17 protein-coding genes are annotated in these 16861 nt (G+C 67.3%); 15 read left to right on the forward strand and 2 right to left on the reverse strand.

What is annotated here, in order from left to right; translation table 11 throughout:
- Window positions 1-18 precede the first annotated feature (18 nt).
- From V5B60_RS13455 to V5B60_RS13490, 8 genes are all read left to right on the forward strand, one after another.
- Window positions 19-720, forward strand: coding sequence for a pirin family protein (locus V5B60_RS13455; protein WP_332347538.1), 702 nt, complete (start codon window positions 19-21; stop codon window positions 718-720).
- A gap of 397 nt (window positions 721-1117) precedes the next feature.
- Entirely contained in the window at window positions 1118-1720 is a 603-nt protein-coding gene (locus tag V5B60_RS13460) for a PEP-CTERM sorting domain-containing protein (RefSeq protein WP_332347539.1), read from the forward strand.
- 568 nt (window positions 1721-2288) lie between these two features.
- Entirely contained in the window at window positions 2289-2600 is a 312-nt protein-coding gene (locus tag V5B60_RS13465; protein ID WP_332347540.1) for a BufA1 family periplasmic bufferin-type metallophore, read from the forward strand.
- 38 nt (window positions 2601-2638) lie between these two features.
- Window positions 2639-3544, forward strand: coding sequence for an MNIO family bufferin maturase (gene bufB, locus V5B60_RS13470; RefSeq protein WP_332350565.1), 906 nt, complete (start codon window positions 2639-2641; stop codon window positions 3542-3544).
- Window positions 3541-4335, forward strand: coding sequence for a DNA-binding domain-containing protein (locus tag V5B60_RS13475; RefSeq protein WP_332347541.1), 795 nt, complete (start codon window positions 3541-3543; stop codon window positions 4333-4335). The genes bufB and V5B60_RS13475 overlap by 4 nt, the downstream gene beginning before the upstream one ends.
- The gene (locus V5B60_RS13480; protein WP_332347542.1) at window positions 4332-4877 is read left to right on the forward strand and encodes a DoxX family protein; all 546 of its coding nucleotides are present in this window, start codon (window positions 4332-4334) and stop codon (window positions 4875-4877) included. The genes V5B60_RS13475 and V5B60_RS13480 overlap by 4 nt, the downstream gene beginning before the upstream one ends.
- A gap of 335 nt (window positions 4878-5212) precedes the next feature.
- Window positions 5213-6016 (forward strand): PEP-CTERM sorting domain-containing protein, encoded by an 804-nt coding sequence (locus V5B60_RS13485; protein ID WP_332347543.1) that lies wholly within the window; start codon window positions 5213-5215, stop codon window positions 6014-6016.
- 390 nt (window positions 6017-6406) lie between these two features.
- Entirely contained in the window at window positions 6407-6781 is a 375-nt protein-coding gene (locus V5B60_RS13490) for a VOC family protein (RefSeq protein ID WP_332347544.1), read from the forward strand.
- A gap of 75 nt (window positions 6782-6856) precedes the next feature.
- Here the strand turns inward: V5B60_RS13490 and V5B60_RS13495 are convergent, their stop codons facing one another.
- Complete coding sequence (locus V5B60_RS13495; RefSeq protein ID WP_332347545.1) at window positions 6857-7408, reverse strand: DUF1439 domain-containing protein; 552 nt, start codon at window positions 7406-7408, stop codon at window positions 6857-6859.
- A gap of 330 nt (window positions 7409-7738) precedes the next feature.
- On the opposite strand from V5B60_RS13495, the gene V5B60_RS13500 reads away from it, so the two are divergent.
- On the forward strand, window positions 7739-8641 hold the full coding sequence (locus V5B60_RS13500) for a DMT family transporter (protein ID WP_332347546.1): 903 nt from the start codon (window positions 7739-7741) through the stop codon (window positions 8639-8641).
- Window positions 8628-9509: a methylated-DNA--[protein]-cysteine S-methyltransferase gene (locus tag V5B60_RS13505; protein ID WP_332347547.1), complete on the forward strand. Its 882-nt coding sequence runs from the start codon at window positions 8628-8630 to the stop codon at window positions 9507-9509. Before V5B60_RS13500 ends, V5B60_RS13505 begins: the two co-directional genes overlap by 14 nt.
- Before the next feature lie 42 nt (window positions 9510-9551).
- Here V5B60_RS13505 and V5B60_RS13510 read toward each other — a convergent pair whose 3' ends face one another.
- Window positions 9552-10466, reverse strand: coding sequence for an SPFH domain-containing protein (locus V5B60_RS13510; protein WP_332347548.1), 915 nt, complete (start codon window positions 10464-10466; stop codon window positions 9552-9554).
- A 621-nt stretch (window positions 10467-11087) separates the two neighbouring features.
- Between V5B60_RS13510 and urtA the strand changes: the two genes are divergently transcribed.
- The 5 genes from urtA to urtE all read left to right on the forward strand — a co-directional run bounded on the left by urtA (window position 11088) and on the right by urtE (window position 16782).
- A complete protein-coding gene (urtA, locus tag V5B60_RS13515) occupies window positions 11088-12356 on the forward strand; it encodes an urea ABC transporter substrate-binding protein (RefSeq protein ID WP_332347549.1) in 1269 nt (422 codons plus the stop codon).
- 92 nt (window positions 12357-12448) lie between these two features.
- Window positions 12449-14050 (forward strand): urea ABC transporter permease subunit UrtB, encoded by a 1602-nt coding sequence (gene urtB / locus V5B60_RS13520; protein ID WP_332347550.1) that lies wholly within the window; start codon window positions 12449-12451, stop codon window positions 14048-14050.
- 17 nt (window positions 14051-14067) lie between these two features.
- Window positions 14068-15243, forward strand: a complete 1176-nt coding sequence (gene urtC, locus V5B60_RS13525; protein ID WP_332347551.1) for an urea ABC transporter permease subunit UrtC — start codon at window positions 14068-14070, stop codon at window positions 15241-15243.
- Entirely contained in the window at window positions 15240-16082 is an 843-nt protein-coding gene (gene urtD / locus V5B60_RS13530; RefSeq protein ID WP_332347552.1) for an urea ABC transporter ATP-binding protein UrtD, read from the forward strand. Before urtC ends, urtD begins: the two co-directional genes overlap by 4 nt.
- A gap of 7 nt (window positions 16083-16089) precedes the next feature.
- A complete protein-coding gene (urtE, locus tag V5B60_RS13535; RefSeq protein ID WP_332347553.1) occupies window positions 16090-16782 on the forward strand; it encodes an urea ABC transporter ATP-binding subunit UrtE in 693 nt (230 codons plus the stop codon).
- The last annotated feature ends 79 nt before the right edge of the window (window positions 16783-16861 follow it).

Here is a 16861-nt window from a genome sequence, read left to right on the forward strand (position 1 = left end):
CCACCACAGGAGAAGCCCATGTTGCAGATACGCAAGGCGGAAGATCGCGGCCACGCCGACCACGGCTGGCTGCAAAGCCATCACTCGTTCTCGTTTGCCGACTACCACGACCCGGCGCACATGGGCTGGGGCAAGCTGCGCGTCCTCAACGACGACCTGATCGCCGTCGGCGGCGGCTTCGGCATGCACGGCCACCGCGACATGGAAATCGTCACCTATGTCACCGCCGGGCTGCTTGGGCACAGGGACAGCCTCGGCAACGGCACCGACATCGCGCCGGGGGACGTGCAGCGCATGAGCGCCGGGCGAGGTGTCCGCCACAGCGAGTTCAACCACGCGCCGGACCAGGCCACCCATCTGCTGCAGATCTGGATCGAGCCGCGCCGCGAGGGAATCGAACCGGGCTACGAGCAGCGGCACTTCCCGGCCAGCGAGAAGCGCGGCCGCCTGCGCCTGACCGCTTCGCCGGACGGCGCTGCCGGCTCGCTGACCATCCATGCCGATGCCGCCATCCACGCCGGGCTTTTCGACGGCGCCGAGTCGGCGCGCCTGGCGCTCGACCCGACACGCAAGGCCTACGTGCATGTCGTCCGTGGTCGGCTCGTCGTCAATGGGCATCTGCTGCAGGCCGGTGATGCCGCTTTGCTGGCCGCTGAGGAGCATCTCGCTCTCGGCGAAGGGGACGCTGCCGAAGTCCTGGTTTTCGATCTCGCTCCCTGATTTCACCACCCCGACCACGAGGCTCGCCGCGAGCGGGATGGGCATCGCCTTCCACTCCCGCCATGGCCCGACGCGAGGAAGCGGTGAGCGCTCGGGCCAATCGATGTGCATCACGGCAGTGCCACGGGCGCCAGGCGAGGTCGTCTTCGTCGCCGCGGCGACGCGGTCGCGTGACGAGAAAAAAATCACGGTCTGCCGCATGGCATGTGTCGGATTCCTTTACAGCACAGCGCAGGCGCTGCCCGAACCCGTATCCAAGCCACTGAGATAATGGGAATTGATGAGCGGTTGAGTGGCTGGCCCGGAACTTGCTAAGACGAATCCCGTAACATTTCCTGGGCTGTTCATCACGGCTTGGCCGGACAGCCATGATTGCTTTCTTGAGGAGTCAACATCCATGAAATCGAAGCTTCTTGTCGCTGCTGTCGTTGCCGCGACCGTTACCGGTAGCGCGCATGCAGCGCCATTCTTCAGCGATGACTTCCAGTCGAACGGTGTGGGCCCCAATGTCGCACCGAGCGGTTGGACGGTGTCGGGTGGCACCGTCGACATCGTGGGTCCCGCTTATTTTCCCGGACTGTGTGCTCCGGTGGGCGCCGAGAAGTGCATTGACCTCGATGGCAGCAGCAGCGACGCGGGAGTCCTGTCGCGGGTGTTTTCGCTCACTGGCGGCAACACCTACACGCTGAGCTTCGATCTTGCCGGAAACCGTCGCGGCGCGGGTACCGAGACGGGGACGGTCACTTTCGGGACATCGGTACTGGGCTTCAGCATGCCGGCCTCGCAGACCGCGTACGCCAATCTGTCGTTGCTGTTCACGCCTGGATCGTCGGGCAATTACAGCCTGTCGTTCGCGAACGACGGTGGTGACAACATGGGCGCCATTCTCGACAACGTGGTGATCACGGTCGAGTCGAATGACGTGCCGGTACCCGGCACGCTCGGCCTGCTGGCCGCCGCGGTTGTCGCCGGCATCGCCGCCAGGCGTCGGCGCAACTGACCGTACGCCCTGAGCGATCGCCCCTCGACGGCGCGGATGCGCCCGGGTTGGCCCGCGGCGGCCGCGCCGAAGTGGAGACCGGCGCGCCGCCGCTCCGGGCTGAAGTCACCGAAACGGCCGGGGGGCGCTGACAGCACGTAGCACTTGCCCCTGGTCCTCCGTTCCCCCCTCGACGCTGCGATCACCCCGGACAAGGCTGGAGGCCCGCGCATTCGCCAGCAATGGGCATGGCCTCTTGCCAAGGCAACCTGTCCAGAGGCAAAGCCTCGGCATCCTTGCCAAGGCCCTCCATCTCCACTGCGCCGCCACGATTCTCGCGGCCGTGATCACGGCAGATTTCCGGCACCACACGCTCGACCGGCGCCGAAGCCACTCGTTGACTCCAAGCGGCGACACCACGAGAGACCAAGCCATCGCCTCACTTCGTTCCGGCAGCGCGTGCACGCTGACGGAACGCCGCGATCACTCGGCATCTGTAAGGATTCGTCGATCAGTTCGTCCAATGAGCGGACCACGCTGCCGCGAATGGTCCATCGACCCATTTGACCGATCGAGAAGGAGCCTCACCATGCACCAGAACGACACCACCCGCCACGCTTCCGCTGCCGCTCTTGCCCTTGCCCTGGGCGCTGCCCTGACCATGGCTGCCGCACCGGCGATCGCCGCCGATGCGGCCAAGGAGAAGTGCTACGGCGTCGCCATGAAGGGCAAGAATGACTGCAAGGCCGGGGCCGGTACCTCGTGCGCGGGCAGCTCGACGAAGGACTACCAGGGCAATGCCTGGACCTACGTCCCCGCGGGCACCTGCGAGAAGACCGCGTCACCGACCTCGCCGACCGGCACGGGGCAGCTCAAGGAATTCAAGGAGAAGAAGGCCTGAGCGGCCGATCCGGGATCCGGGGCCTTTTCGTGTCTGACGTGGGCAAGCCACGGGCGGCGTTTGCCGCCGCCCGCTGCGGAGAGCCCTCGCTGCCCGCCGCAGCGGGCCTCGGGCTCAAGCCCGAGCACTTCCTCGACGTGCTCGAAACGAAACCGGCGCTCGGCTTCTTCGAGATCCACGCCGAGAACTACATGGTGCCGGGCGGACCCTTCCACCATTACCTCGGCCGCCTCCGCACCGACCATGCGCTGTCGATCCATGGCGTCGGCCTGTCGATCGGCGGTGAGGCGCCGCTCGACGAACTCCACCTCGACCGCTTGGCCGCGCTGATCGGCCGTTACCAGCCGGAATCGTTCTCCGAGCACCTGGCCTGGTCGTCGCACGGCGGCACGTTCTACAACGATCTGCTGCCGGCACCGTTCGATGCGGCGACGCTGCGGCGCGTCTGCGAGCACATCGACCGCGTGCAGAGCCGCCTCGGGCGCCGCATGCTGCTCGAGAACCCTGCCACCTACGTCGAGTTTGCCGCCTCCGATCGTGACGAAGCCACGTTCATCGGCGAAGTCGTCGCACGCACCGGTTGCGGCCTGCTGCTCGACCTGAACAACGCCTACGTCTCGTGCACCAACCACGGGCGCGACGTGCAGGCCTACCTGCGGGCGTTGCCGCTGGCGGCGGTCGGCGAAATCCACCTCGCCGGTTTCGCGCGGCAGGTCGACAGCCTTGGCGCGCCACTCCTCATCGACAGCCACGGGGCACCGGTGGCCGAAGCGGTATGGGCGCTGTATGACGAAGCGCTGCGGCTCATCGGTCCGGTGGCGACGCTGCTCGAGCGCGACAACGACCTGCCTGCCTTTCCGGTGCTGCTGGCCGAGGCGCTGGCGGCCGGCCGGAGGCTCGACGCGTGCCGTGCGCTTCCCCCGCTGCGGGCGCAGGCGGCATGACCCGCGTCGCCGACAATCGCGCATTCGCCGCCGCGCTGCTCGACCCGGGGCAGCCGGCGCCGGACGGCCTCGTCAGCTGGAATGGCTCCGACCCGGCGCAGCGCTTCGCCGTCTACCGCAACAACGTCACCGTCTCGCTGATCGACGCCCTGTCGGAGACCTTCCCGGTCGTTCGACAACTGGTCGGCGAAAGCTTTTTCCGCGCCATGGCGAGCGAGTTCGTGCGCCGGTCGCCGCCGCGTTCTCCGGTGCTCGCCTGGTATGGCGATGCCTTTGCCGATTTCGCCGCCGCCTTTCCGCCCGCGGCCAGCGTGCCCTACCTCGCCGACATCGCGCGCTTGGAATACGCACGCGTGCTTGCCTTCCACGCCGCCGATGTTGCACCGGCTGCACTGGCCGATGTCGCCGCGTGCCTTGCCGAGCCCCTGATTCTGCCCAGCTTGCGCCTGCACCTGCAGCCCTCGCTGCGGCTGATCGACTCGCCGTTTGCCATCGTTTCGCTGTGGGGCGCGCACCAGGGCGGCGGTGACCTCGCCACCATTGACCCGCTGCAACCGGAATGCGCGCTGGTGCTGCGCCAGGGGCTGTCGCTTGCCGTGATGACGGTGCCGCGGGCAGCCGGCCGCTTCATCGCCGCGCTGCAGCTCGGCGCGGCGCTCGGCGACGCCGTGCTGGAAGCCTCAATGGCAGAGGCGCCCTTCGACCCCGCGCCCGCCCTCGGCCTCCTGATCGGACACGATCTGCTGGTCGGCATCGGGCAGTCCCCTGAACAGCAAGGAGAACAACCATGACCGCCCACCATTCCGACCGCTGCCTGGTGCGCAAGTCCGTCGATCAGCTCAGCCGCATTCCCGACTCGCTGATCGCCTTCCTCGCCCGCTTCGCGCTCGCTGCCACCTTCTGGGCGTCCGGCCAGACCAAGGTGCAGGGCATGGCCATCAATTTCGTCAGCGGCGAGTTCGAGTTCGGCTGGCCACGGCTTGCCGATTCGGTGATCGAGCTGTTTCGCGACGAATACCGGCTGCCGCTCATTCCGCCCGAAGTGGCCGCACCGATGGCGGCCTGCGCCGAACACCTCTTCCCGCTGCTGCTGCTGATCGGGCTGGCGACGCGATTTTCCGCGCTGGCGCTGCTCGCCATGACAGCGGTGATCCAGATCTTCGTCTACCCTGATGCCTACGCGTTGCACGGCACCTGGGCGGCGGGCCTGCTCTTCCTGGTTGCCAGGGGAGGCGGTGCGTTCTCGCTCGATGCGCTGCTCGCTGGCCGGTATGCCTGCTCCTGCCCGGCACGGACGGGCGCGCGAGCAGCGGCGCAACCCGGCCGACCCTGAGCGACCTCGCACCGCTGTGACGAAAACGCGTTTGGCCTCACCGTCAATCCGCCTCGCTTGGCTGTTCCCCATGACGCAGCGGGAACAGGCGACAGGGGTCCGCATCGGCCGGCAAGGCGCGCAGGAAGCAAAGCAGATGTCGGATACTCTTACAAGCACTCGGCAGCCGCCATGATCTGCACCTTCGCGCGACAGAGTAAATCATAAACAATCAATTTGTTATCGATTCTGGCCCGAAATATGCGTGCGTTTTCTTGAGGCAACCGGAACACAAGCGGCAGCCTGACGCGAGCCGCACCGGGAGAGCCAGGCACACAGGAGGAGAGACGATGGGCATGAGGAATGATCCTGCCGTGAGCGGCAACGCAGTTTCCCGCGGCGCTCGGAGCGAGCGATGCGACCGACGGGACGGGGCGCGGCCGAGGCTGCGCCAGCTGACCGTTGCCGCCGCTCTCGCCATTGCCGCTGTCCTGCCGGCCGGCCGCGCTCTGGCCGCGAACATCGACACCACCGCGGCGGTTGCGGTCGGCAGCGTCTACCCGTTCGGCATCGGCCGGAACGCCACCCCGACCTACGGCCAGACCTTCACCGCGGATCCGACGCAGACCAACCTGACGGGCTTCTCGCTGTTCCTCGACCTGCGGCGGGACAACTCTCCGGTCGGCCCGGTGCCGAACGATGGCCCGCTGAACCTGCGCGGCTACCTGGCGATCTGGGATGGCAGCAAGGCTGGCACGCTCCTGTACACTGGCGACCAGCGGACGAAGCCAGACACGGACGACCTGGTCGAGTTTGCCTTCGCGACCAGCGAGTCGCTGGTCGCCGGGCAGAGCTATGTCGCGTTCCTGAGCGTGCTCGGCGAGGGCCAGGCGCAGGGCGTCACCAGCAGCGCTTTTCGCGCACCCTTGCCCGCGACCAGCAGCGTGCTCGCTGGCGGCGGCTTCGTCTACAACAACGCGGCATCGTTCAACGACTTGTTCGTTGGCGGCTGGAGCACGGCTGGCGGGGTGGACCAGTTCTTCCGGGCCAGTTTCGCCGACGGCACCGGAACCTCGGTAGCGGAGCCCGCGTCACTGGCGCTGCTCGGAGTGGGACTGCTTGGCTTGGCCTGCCGGCGCCGCGGCTCCCGCACCGGCTGACCCGCGCGAAGGACTGCGGCAGCGCAGCGCGCCTCGGTCGCCACCAGTTGCGCCCGCATCTCGGCTGTCGCGCGTTCAGCCCGCGGTACTGCTACGCCTTTCGCCGACGGCAACTGCTGGCCATCCGAGCACAGGGCTGCGAGTTGTCCGCGCCGGTGCCCTTTCGCCGCGCCCAGTGCCGCCAGCTGCCGCCTGACGATCTGCTGGGTCACTGCTGGTGGCAGCCGGCGTGGCATCGATCGCGGGTTGACGAAACGCCGCGGCGGCCGGAGGATCCGGGGCAGGCCGCCACGCGCCCAGGCGACGACGAGGCGGAGGCTGAGACCTGCGCTGGCTGCGCCGCAGCGCCCCTTCGACAACGCCTCGATCACAGCTTTGGAGGAAATCGGCATGAACAAGGAAAACCCTGTCCGCTGGTTCGAAATCTACGTCCAGGACATGCAGCGCGCCAAGTCGTTCTACGCTGCGGTTCTCGGCGTCGAGTTCACCCGGCTCGACAGTCCCGGCATGGAGATGTGGGCCTTCCCGATGCAGATGGACGCCGGTGGCGCGTCGGGATCGCTGGTGCGGATGGAAGGGATGCCGTCAGGCGGCAACGGCACGCTCGTCTATTTCGGTTGCGCGGATTGCGCCGTCGAGGTCGGGCGTGTCGTCGAGGCTGGTGGCCAAGTCTGCCAGGACAAGTTCTCGATCGGCCAGTACGGCTTCTGCGCGCTGGCCAAGGACACCGAAGGCAACCTGTTCGGCCTGCACTCGATGGTTTGAGGTGAAAGTCGCGTCGGCGACTCGCGAATCTCCCTTCTCCCGCGCGCGGGAGAAGGCGGGGAGAGAGTGGAGAGCTCAGAAAGGCGACAGCACGGCCACGACACGGCCCGTTTCGATGCGGACCGACTTCAGCAGCCAGCGCGCGGCGGTTTCTTGCGCGCTGCCATTCTCGCGCAGGACGTAAACCGGCTTCGAGCGGAAGTACGAGGCGAGCAGTTGCGAGGCGGCCTGGCGAACCAGCGGGTTGGCCTCCTTTCGCCGCGACGGTATCGTCACCGAGTCGATGACCGGATTGTCGAGAAAGAAGGCCTTCTGCTGGTCATCGTAGCGAAGACCGGCACGGCCGGCGACGGTGACGCGGAGTGGCTGGTTGCCCGGTATCTCGACGTCGACCGCGGCGGCGATGCCGGCGCGGCCGTCGTCGCCGTCGAGCCGGATCGTCGGCGGATCGTTCAGGGCGACCGAGATCAGCCCGCCGTAGGACAATTGCAGCGGCTTTGCCCTGGTCAGGGCCGCGTCGACGTCCGCCTGCGAGAAGACGACTTCCCTTTCGAACAGGCTGGCACTGCAGCTCAGCGTGCTGGCCAGCAGGGTGGCGAGGAAGAAGAGCGTGCTTGCGAGGTGCATGGGATTCCGGCTTCGGTCCTGCGAAAGCGCCATCGTCTGCCGATCCGCCGATGAAGGCAAGCCACTTCGTGCCGTCAGCGGCGAGAACGTCCGTCCGCTCGCCGCCGTCGAACGGCATGCCCCGCGCTCCCGTTGCGGGCAGCGCGCGCCCTGCAGCCCCCTTCCGACGGACGCACGGTGAGGCGGTCTCCGACCCTCGGCCGCGGTACGCGGCGGGAGTTCCTGGCCGCACCGATGGCGCCGGGAAATTCAGCAAGAAGCGGATTGCGCGCCCGCCCGCCCGTGTCGCACACTCAGGCATCCTTTCTCTTCGATGGTGGTGATGGTGCCATGAACGATGCCAGCCTGATTCGCCTTCTGGTACTCTCCGCGATCTGGGGCGCCTCCTTCCTGTTCATGCGTGTCGGGGCGCCGGCGATCGGCCCGGCAGCGCTCATCTTCCTGCGCGTCGCACTGGCGGCGCTCTTTCTCTGGTGCGTTGCCCTTGCCCTGCGCAGGACGCGGGCTGCCGGGGTCCACTGGCGGCACTATCTCGTTCTCGGGCTGTTCAATTCGGCGCTCCCGTTCCTGTTGTTCGCCCATGCGGCACAGACCGTTTCGGCGTCTCTGTTGTCGATCCTGAATGCGACGGCGCCGCTCTGGGGCGCCGTGATCGGCGCCGTCTGGTTGCGCCAGCCGCTGTCGCCAAGGCAGTTGATCGGCCTGTCCTGTGGCGTTGCCGGTGTCGTCGTGCTCGGCGGCAGCGAGGCCGCCCAATTGCCAGCGGGTGGCGGCCTCGCCATCGCCGCCGCCCTGCTCGCGGCATTCTCGTACGGCATCGCCACGACCTACACCAAAGCCGCCAGCGCCGTCGACCCCTTCGCCAACGCGCACGGCAGCATGTGGGCAGCGACCCTGCTGCTGCTGCCGACCCTGTTCTTCCTGCCGTTGCCGGCCACCACGCCGACGACCGGCGTCGTCGCCGCGGTGATTGCCCTCGGCGTGCTCTGCAGCGGTGTCGCCTACCTGCTCTACTTCCGCCTGATCGCCGACATCGGCGCCACGCCCGCGCTGACGGTCACCTTCCTGATTCCCGTCTTCGGTGTGCTCTGGGGCTACCTGTTCCTCGACGAACCGGTCGGCTGGCATACCCTGTTCGGCGCCACGCTGGTGCTCTCCGGCACCGGCCTGGCGACCGGTTTCGCGCCGGCATCGCTGCTGGCCTCATGGAGGCTCCGGCATGTCCAGTCGTGAACCCGGTGAGCAGTCGAGAAACTTTGCCGTCGTCGCGCGGGCGATCGAATACATCCGCGCGAACGCACGCGGGCAGCCGGCTCTGGAGGAGATTGCCGCGGCTGTCCACCTGAGCCCCTTCCACCTGCAGCGGCTGTTCTCCGCCTGGGCCGGGATCTCGCCGAAGCGCTTCCTGCAGTACCTGACCAAGGAACATGCCCGGCACGAACTGGCCCGGTCGCGCGACGTCCTGGCGGTCGCGGCCGACAGCGGTCTGAGCAGTGGCAGCCGCCTGCACGAGCTGATGGTCAGTTGTGAAGCCCTGTCGCCCGGCGAAATCCGGTCGGGCGGCCTCGGCATCGCGATCTCCTGCGGCTTCGCGCCGTCGCCTTTCGGCGACGCCCTGATCGCCTGGAGCGGACGCGGTGTCTGCCATCTCGCCTTCTGCTCGAGCGCTGCGCCGGCGATGCTCGCCGAGCTGCTGGCACGCTGGCCAGCGGCGACGATCGTGCGCGATGACGAGCAGGCGCGGCTGCTGCTTGCCCGCGTGTTTCCCGCCACGCCGACACGCGGCAAGCTGCACCTGTTGTTGCGCGGAACGAACTTCCAGATCAAGGTCTGGGAAGCGCTGATCCGGGTCGAGCCCGGTACGCTGATCTCCTATGGCGAACTGGCGCGGCGGGCGGCAGTACCGAGCGCCCAGCGGGCAGTCGGCAGTGCGCTGGCGGCCAATCGCATCGCCTACCTGATTCCCTGCCACCGGGTGATCCGCGAGTCGGGAGAGATCGGCAGCTATCGCTGGGGGAGCGGTCGCAAGCTGGCGCTGATCGGCTGGGAGGCGGGCATCGGCGAGCGCACGACGCGTGCCGCCGCCGGCGACGAAGCCTGATCGCCCCGGTCCGGCAGTCGCCCCGCGCCCGGAAGCTCGCTGCTATTCCCTGCCGACCGAGAGCACCGGATGAGTTTCGCTCTCCGAGACGAGGACCGTCATCAGATTGGTGACCAGCCTGACCCGGTCCTCGGCAGACAGCCTGACGACTCCTTCGGCTTCCAGTTGCTCGATCCCGAGCTTGACCATGCCGACCGCTCCGTCGACGATCCGGGTGCGGGCGGCGACGACCGCTTCCGCCTGTTGCCGGCGGAGCATGGCGCTGGCGATCTCCGGCGCGTAGGCGAGGTGCGAGATGCGCGCCTCGACGACCTCGAGACCGGCGAGCGCGACGTGCTCCTGGATTCGTGTCGCCAGCAGTTCGGCGACGGCGTCCATGTCGCCGCGCAGCGAGTTCCTGCCTTCTGCGTCGCCGTCGTACCAGCGCGCGCTGACCACCGAGCGCACCGCCGACTCGCTCTGGATGACGATGTAGTTGGCGTAGTCCTCGACGTCGAACGCGGCACGCGCCGTGTCGGCGACACGCCAGACGACGACCGCCGCCACTTCCACCGGGTTGCCGGCGCGGTCGTTGACCTTCAGCGTCGGCGTATTGAGGTTGTTCGCGCGCAGCGACATCTTCTGTCGCTGGTAGAAGGGATTCACCCAGTAGAAGCCGTCCCGGCGCAGGGTGCCGGCATAGCGGCCGAAGAAGGTGAAGATGCCGGCGATGTTCGGCTGCAGGATGCCGAAGCCCTTGCCGAGAAAGGCGAGCAGCGGAATCGCCAGGAGCCTGGGCAGCGAAACCTGGGTCGGGAAAGGCAGTGCCAGGCCGATGAGGTTCCACGCCACGAGACCGATGAACGGCCAGACGGTCCACACCAGGAAGGCGAACCACAGGGGCAGGGCCAGCCAGCCGGAGATGCTCGCAGCCGGCCTTTCTTCAGCGATCTCGCGCACCGGATACTCCTCGTCCACGTTGCATTGTGTCTCCCATTGTAGAGGCTTGCGGCCACGCCGGGGGACGTCGCTTCGCGTCGCTGCGGCTACAGGCAAGCCGTCAGGGTGCGCGCTGCCCGTGCCGGCGAGAGCGGTGACGCGCTGCCAGCAGCAACGGCCTGCGCGCGGTCGGCCGGACGCTTCGGCTTGCCGCGGAGAAGGCTGGGTCCGTCGAGGACGGCCCGCCACGGTCAGCTCTGCCGACCGTGCGCGCTCCGCGCCGCGCCCGGCGTCGTTCCGACGATGGGTTTGCGGTTCGCGACTCCGAGGCTCGATTTTTGGTGACGGGTCCCGCGGCAGTGACTGGCGGAGGCCCGGCCTTCCCTCCCGTAGAGGCCACTCCTGCCCCGGCTGCCGCGCACCGTGCATGCCTCGGGGTGCGTCGTCGCGGCCGCTCACCCATGATGGTGCTCGCGACCGGCGGCCGCCCCAAACTGGTGCAACGGTGCGCACGATGTTGGCCGAGTGCATCGCCAGACGACGTCGGAACATGGCTGTCAAGCTGCTCCTGCGGGTCTTGGCGGAAATGGCACGCTCCTTGCTTTGTCCCTCCTCGTGGAAGATTTCTTCCCGATCCCACAACACTCGAGGAGCTGACAGATGGTACGTCGCAATTTCATGAAGACGATCTCGGCGGTGGCGGTGACTGCTGCCTTCGGACTCAATTCGTTCGCTGCAATGGCCGCCGAGACGATCAAGGTCGGTGTCCTGCATTCGCTGTCGGGCACGATGGCCATCTCGGAGACGGCGCTCAAGGAGACCGTGCTGATGGCGATCGACGAGATCAACAGGAAGGGCGGCGTGCTCGGCAAGAAGCTCGAGCCGGTGGTCGTCGATCCGGCGTCGAACTGGCCGCTCTTCGCCGAGAAGGCGCGCCAGTTGCTGAGCAAGGACAAGGTGGCGGTGGTCTTCGGCTGCTGGACCTCGGTGTCGCGCAAGTCGGTGCTGCCGGTGTTCAAGGAACTCAACGGTCTGCTCTTCTATCCGGTGCAGTACGAGGGCGAGGAACTCGAGTACAACGTCTTCTACACCGGCGCGGCGCCAAACCAGCAGGCGATTCCGGCAGTCGAGTACCTGATGAGCAAGGATGGCGGTGAGGCCAAGCGCTTCGTGCTGCTCGGCACCGACTACGTCTATCCGCGGACGACGAACAAGATCCTGCGTGCCTTCCTGAAGTCGAAGGGCGTCGCCGACGCCGACATCATGGAAGAGTACACGCCGTTCGGCCACAGCGACTACCAGACGATCATCGCCAAGATCAAGAAGTTCTCCAGCGAGGGCAAGAAGACGGCGGTCGTGTCGACGATCAACGGTGACTCGAACGTGCCGTTCTACAAGGAACTCGGCAACGCCGGCATCAAGGCGACCGAGGTGCCGGTGGTCGCCTTCTCGGTCGGGGAAGAAGAACTGCGCGGCGTCGACACCAAGCCGCTGGTCGGCCACCTGGCGTCGTGGAACTACTTCATGTCGCTGAAGAATCCGCAGAACGAGCAGTTCACCAAGATGTACCGCGCCTGGGCGGTCAAGCAGAAGCTGCCGAACGCCGACAAGGCGGTGACCAACGATCCGATGGAAGCGACCTACATTGGCGTCAACATGTGGAAGCAGGCGGTCGAGAAGGCGAAGTCGACCGACGTCGACAAGGTGATCGCGGCGATGGCCGGGCAGAGCTTCAAGGCCCCGTCTGGATTCACGATCAAGATGGACGAGAAGAACCACCACCTGCACAAGCCGGTGTTCATCGGCGAAATCAAGGCCGACGGGCAGTTCAACGTCGTCTGGAAGACGCCGGGTCCGGTGCGGGCGCAGCCGTGGAGCCCGTTCATTCCGGGTAACGAGCAGCGGAAGGATCAGCCGGAAGGCCGTTAAGTCAGCATCGGCACAGCGCGCCGCCGCAGCGGCGGCGCGCGCTGCCCCCGGTCCGCGAGTTGCGGGCACGGGGTCGGCTCGAGGGAGAAAGCATGCACAAGTTGCGATCACTGCTGGCCGTTTGCCTGCTGGGCATCTCCTGCGCGCAGGCGGCGATTGATCCGGAGTTGCTCAAGCCGCTCGCCGACGACGACTCGGATCGACGCATTGCCGCCATCCTGGCGCTGGTCGAGGCGGCGCCGGAAGAGGCGCAGCCGGTGCTCAAGGCGATGGCCGGGGATTCGCTGGCGCTCGCCGGCGAGCGAGTGGTGGTGCTGGGCGAGGGTGGTCGGGTCTTCGACGCCGCCAGCAACCGCGAGCTGACGCCGCCGCCGGACGGCGTCGAGACGATCGGCATCAACAACCGCGTGCGCCGCGAGCTGGCGGCCGCGCTGGCGGCGTTGCGCCTGTTCTCGGCCGAGCGTGAGGTTCGCTGGCAGGCGGCGCAGGAAGTCAACCAGAACGCCGACGCGAAGATGCTGCCGCTGCTCGAGCGCGCACTGGCGGCGGAACGGGACGAGGCGATCAGGGCCCGCCTGCAGCTCGCCCGGGCGCAGGCGAGCCTCGGCTCCGGCGACGCCGAAGTCCGCCTGGAGGCGGTGCGCACGCTCGGCGAGAGCAGTGATCCACGCGTTCGCCAGCTTCTCCTGCCTTTGACGCAGAAGCAGGGTGACAACTGGCTCGAGCCCGACAGCGCCGTGCGCGCCGCTGCCGGCACGTCGATCCGTTCGATCGAGCAGCGTCTGGCCTGGGCCGACAATCTCGGCCGCGCGTTCACCGGTCTCTCGCTCGGCTCGATCCTGCTGCTCGCGGCGCTCGGCCTGGCGATCACCTACGGCGTCATGGGCGTGATCAACATGGCGCACGGCGAACTGCTGATGGTCGGCGCCTATTCGGCGTGGGCGATGCAGAGCGTTTTTCGCGCCCACCTGCCCGGCGCGCTCGACTGGTATCTGCTGGCGGCGATCCCGGTCGGTTTCCTCAGCGCGGCGCTGGTCGGCGTGCTGATGGAGCGGATCGTCATTCGCCACCTCTACGGGCGGCCGCTCGAGACGCTGCTCGCCACTTGGGGCATCTCGCTCTTCCTGATGCAGGTGGCGCGCACGCTGTTCGGCGCGCAGAACGTCGAGGTCGCCAATCCGAGCTGGATGGCCGGTGGCGTCGAGCTGTTACCGAACCTGCTGCTGCCCTGGAACCGGATCATCATCGTCGCGTTCTCGATCGCCGTGCTGGTGGCGATGTGGGCGATCCTCAACCTTTCGCGGCTCGGCATGTTCGTCCGCGCGGTGACGCAGAACCGGCCGATGGCCGGTTGCGTCGGCGTCCCGACCGGTCGCGTCGACACCCTGGCCTTCGGCCTCGGTGCCGGCATCGCCGGCCTCGGTGGCGTCGCGCTGTCGCAGATCGCCAACGTCGGCCCCGACATGGGGACCGGCTACATCGTCGACTCGTTCATGGTCGTCGTCCTCGGTGGCGTCGGCCAGCTCGCCGGTGCCGTCTGGGCGGCGCTCGGCCTCGGGGTGTTCACCAAGTTCCTCGAAGGCTGGACGGGGGCCGTCGTCGCCAAGATCGTCGTCCTCGTCCTCATCATCGTTTTCATCCAGAAGCGTCCGCAGGGCCTGTTCGCCCTCAAGGGCCGTTTCGTCGAATCCTGACCGGGGAAGCAAGGATCATGCGCCCTTCGCCTGCACGCACGCCGTTCATCGTCCGCCTCGGGAGCAGTTTCGACGCCCGCAGCTGGCGGCTGATCGGCCTGTTCGCCGCCTTCGCACTGATCGCCGTGCCGGTCATGCACCTGGTGCTGCCCGCCGACCACCCGCTGCACCTGTCGACCTGGTTCATCACGCTGGTCGGCAAGATCCTCTGCTACGCGATCGTTGCCGTCGCCATGGACCTGATCTGGGGCTACGGCGGGATTCTCTCGCTCGGACACGGGCTCTTCTTCGCTCTCGGCGGTTACGGCTTCGGCATGTACCTGATGCGACAGATCGGCCGCGACGGCAGCTACCAGTCGGACCTGCCCGACTTCATGGTCTTTCTCGACTGGAAGGAGTTGCCGTGGTTCTGGATCGGCAGCGACAGCTTCCTCTGGGCGGTGCTGCTGGTGCTCGTCGTGCCGGCGCTGATCGCCTTCGTCTTCGGCTACTTCGCCTTCCGCTCGCGCATCAAGGGGGTCTACTTCTCGATCATCACGCAGGCGCTGACCTATGCCGCGATGCTGCTCTTCTTCCGCAATGAGACCGGCTTCGGTGGCAACAACGGCTTCACCGACTTCAAGCGCATCCTCGGCTATCCGATCACTGCGCCGGAAACGCGTGTCGTCCTCTTCGCGCTGTCGGCGCTGGCGCTGATCGGCACCCTGTTGCTGGCGCGCTACCTCGTGCGCTCGAAGTTCGGCCGCGTGCTGACGGCGATCCGCGACGCCGAGTCGCGGGTCATGTTCATCGGCTACAACCCGCTGTGGTACAAGCTCTGCGCATGGACGCTGTCGGCGGTCCTCTGCGCCATCGCCGGGGCGCTTTACGTGCCGCAGGTGGGAATCATCAATCCGTCGGAGATGTCGGTCGGCAACTCGATCGAGATCGCCATCTGGGTTGCGGTCGGTGGCCGTGGAACGCTGATCGGGCCGGTGATCGGCGCCTTCCTGGTCAATCTGGCGAAGAGCTGGTTCACCGTCAGCTTCCCCGAGTACTGGCTGTTCTTCCTCGGCACCCTGTTCATCGTCGCCACCCTCTACCTGCCGCAGGGTGTGGTCGGCCTCTGGCTGCGGCTGCGCGGCCGCCGGCGGGGCACGGACAGGGCTGCCGGCGGGCCGGCCGCGGCGGCGGCGAAAGGAGTGGGCGCATGAACGCCGTCGACCTGCCGCCGACGAACGGCGACAACCCGGACTGGGACAGCGGTACCGCCGAGCTTGGCCACATCCTCAAACCCGGGCAGCTCGACCTGTCGCACAAGGTCATCCTCTATCTCGAGGACATCACGGTCAGCTTCGACGGCTTTCGCGCGCTCAACAAGCTGTCGCTGACGATCGACGCCGGCGAGCTGCGCTGCATCATCGGCCCCAACGGCGCCGGCAAGACGACGATGATGGACGTCATCACCGGCAAGACGCGACCCGACGAGGGCACGGTCTTCTTCGGCCAGACGATCGACCTGACCCGGCTCTCCGAACCCGAGATCGCCCACAACGGCATCGGTCGCAAGTTCCAGAAGCCGACGATCTTCGAGAACCACACGGTGTTCGAGAATCTCGAGCTGGCGATGAAGACCGACAAGCGGGTCTGGCGCAGCCTGTTCGCCATGCTCGACTCGGCGGCTGGCGACCGCATCGCCGAGACGCTGCAGCTGATCCGCCTGGCGACCGACGCCGACCGGCTGGCCGGCCTGCTCTCGCACGGGCAGAAGCAGTGGCTGGAGATCGGCATGCTGCTGATGCAGGAGCCGAAGCTGCTGCTGCTCGACGAGCCGGTCGCCGGCATGACCGACGAGGAGACCGAACGCACTGGCGAACTCTTCCTGTCGCTTGCCGGCAGGCATTCGCTGGTCGTCGTCGAGCACGACATGGCTTTCGTCAAGCAGCTCGGCGGCAAGGTGACGGTATTGCACGAAGGCAGTGTGCTGGCCGAGGGCAGCCTGGAGGAAGTCCAGGCCGACCAGCGGGTGATCGAAGTCTATCTGGGACGTTGACGCGACGATGTTGGAAATCAGCAATCTCAACCAGTACTACGGCGGCAGCCACATCCTGCGCAACCTCAGCTTCAGTGCCGAGGCCGGCAAGGTGACGGCGATCCTCGGGCGCAACGGCGTCGGCAAGTCGACGCTGCTGAAGTCGCTGATGGGGCTGCTGCCGACGAAGGGCGGCACGATCGAGTTCGCCGGCCGCGACCTCACACGCGCACCGTCGCACCAGCGCGTGCGGGCGGGAATCGGCTACGTGCCGCAGGGGCGGGAGATCTTCCCTCGCCTGACGGTACAGGAGAACCTGCTGATGGGGCTGGCGACCTGTCCCGGCGGCACACGCGTTCCCGAGCGCATCTTCGAGATGTTCCCGGTCCTGCGGCAGATGCTGCGCCGGCGCGGCGGCGACCTCTCGGGCGGCCAGCAGCAGCAGCTGGCGATTGGCCGCGCCCTGGCGATGGGGCCAAAGCTGCTGATCCTCGATGAGCCGACCGAGGGCATCCAGCCGTCGATCATCAAGGACATCGAACGCGCGATCCGCTCGCTGGCGGCGAGCGGCGAGATGGCGATCCTGCTCGTCGAGCAGTATTACGACTTCGCGCGTTCGCTCGCCGACCAGTATCTGGTCATGGAGCGCGGCGAGATCATCCTGCGCGGGCGCGGTGAGGACATGGAGAAGGACGGGGTGCTGGCGGCGCTCGCCGTCTGACGGCGCCGGCTTCGCGGACAGCCCCCGGTCACTGCGCACACCCCGGGCGATTGCAGCAGCCAGCGGCGCGTCGGCAAGG

Origin of the sequence: Accumulibacter sp. (genome assembly GCF_036625195.1) — a bacterium.
Taxonomy (GTDB): Bacteria; Pseudomonadota; Gammaproteobacteria; order Burkholderiales; family Rhodocyclaceae; genus Accumulibacter.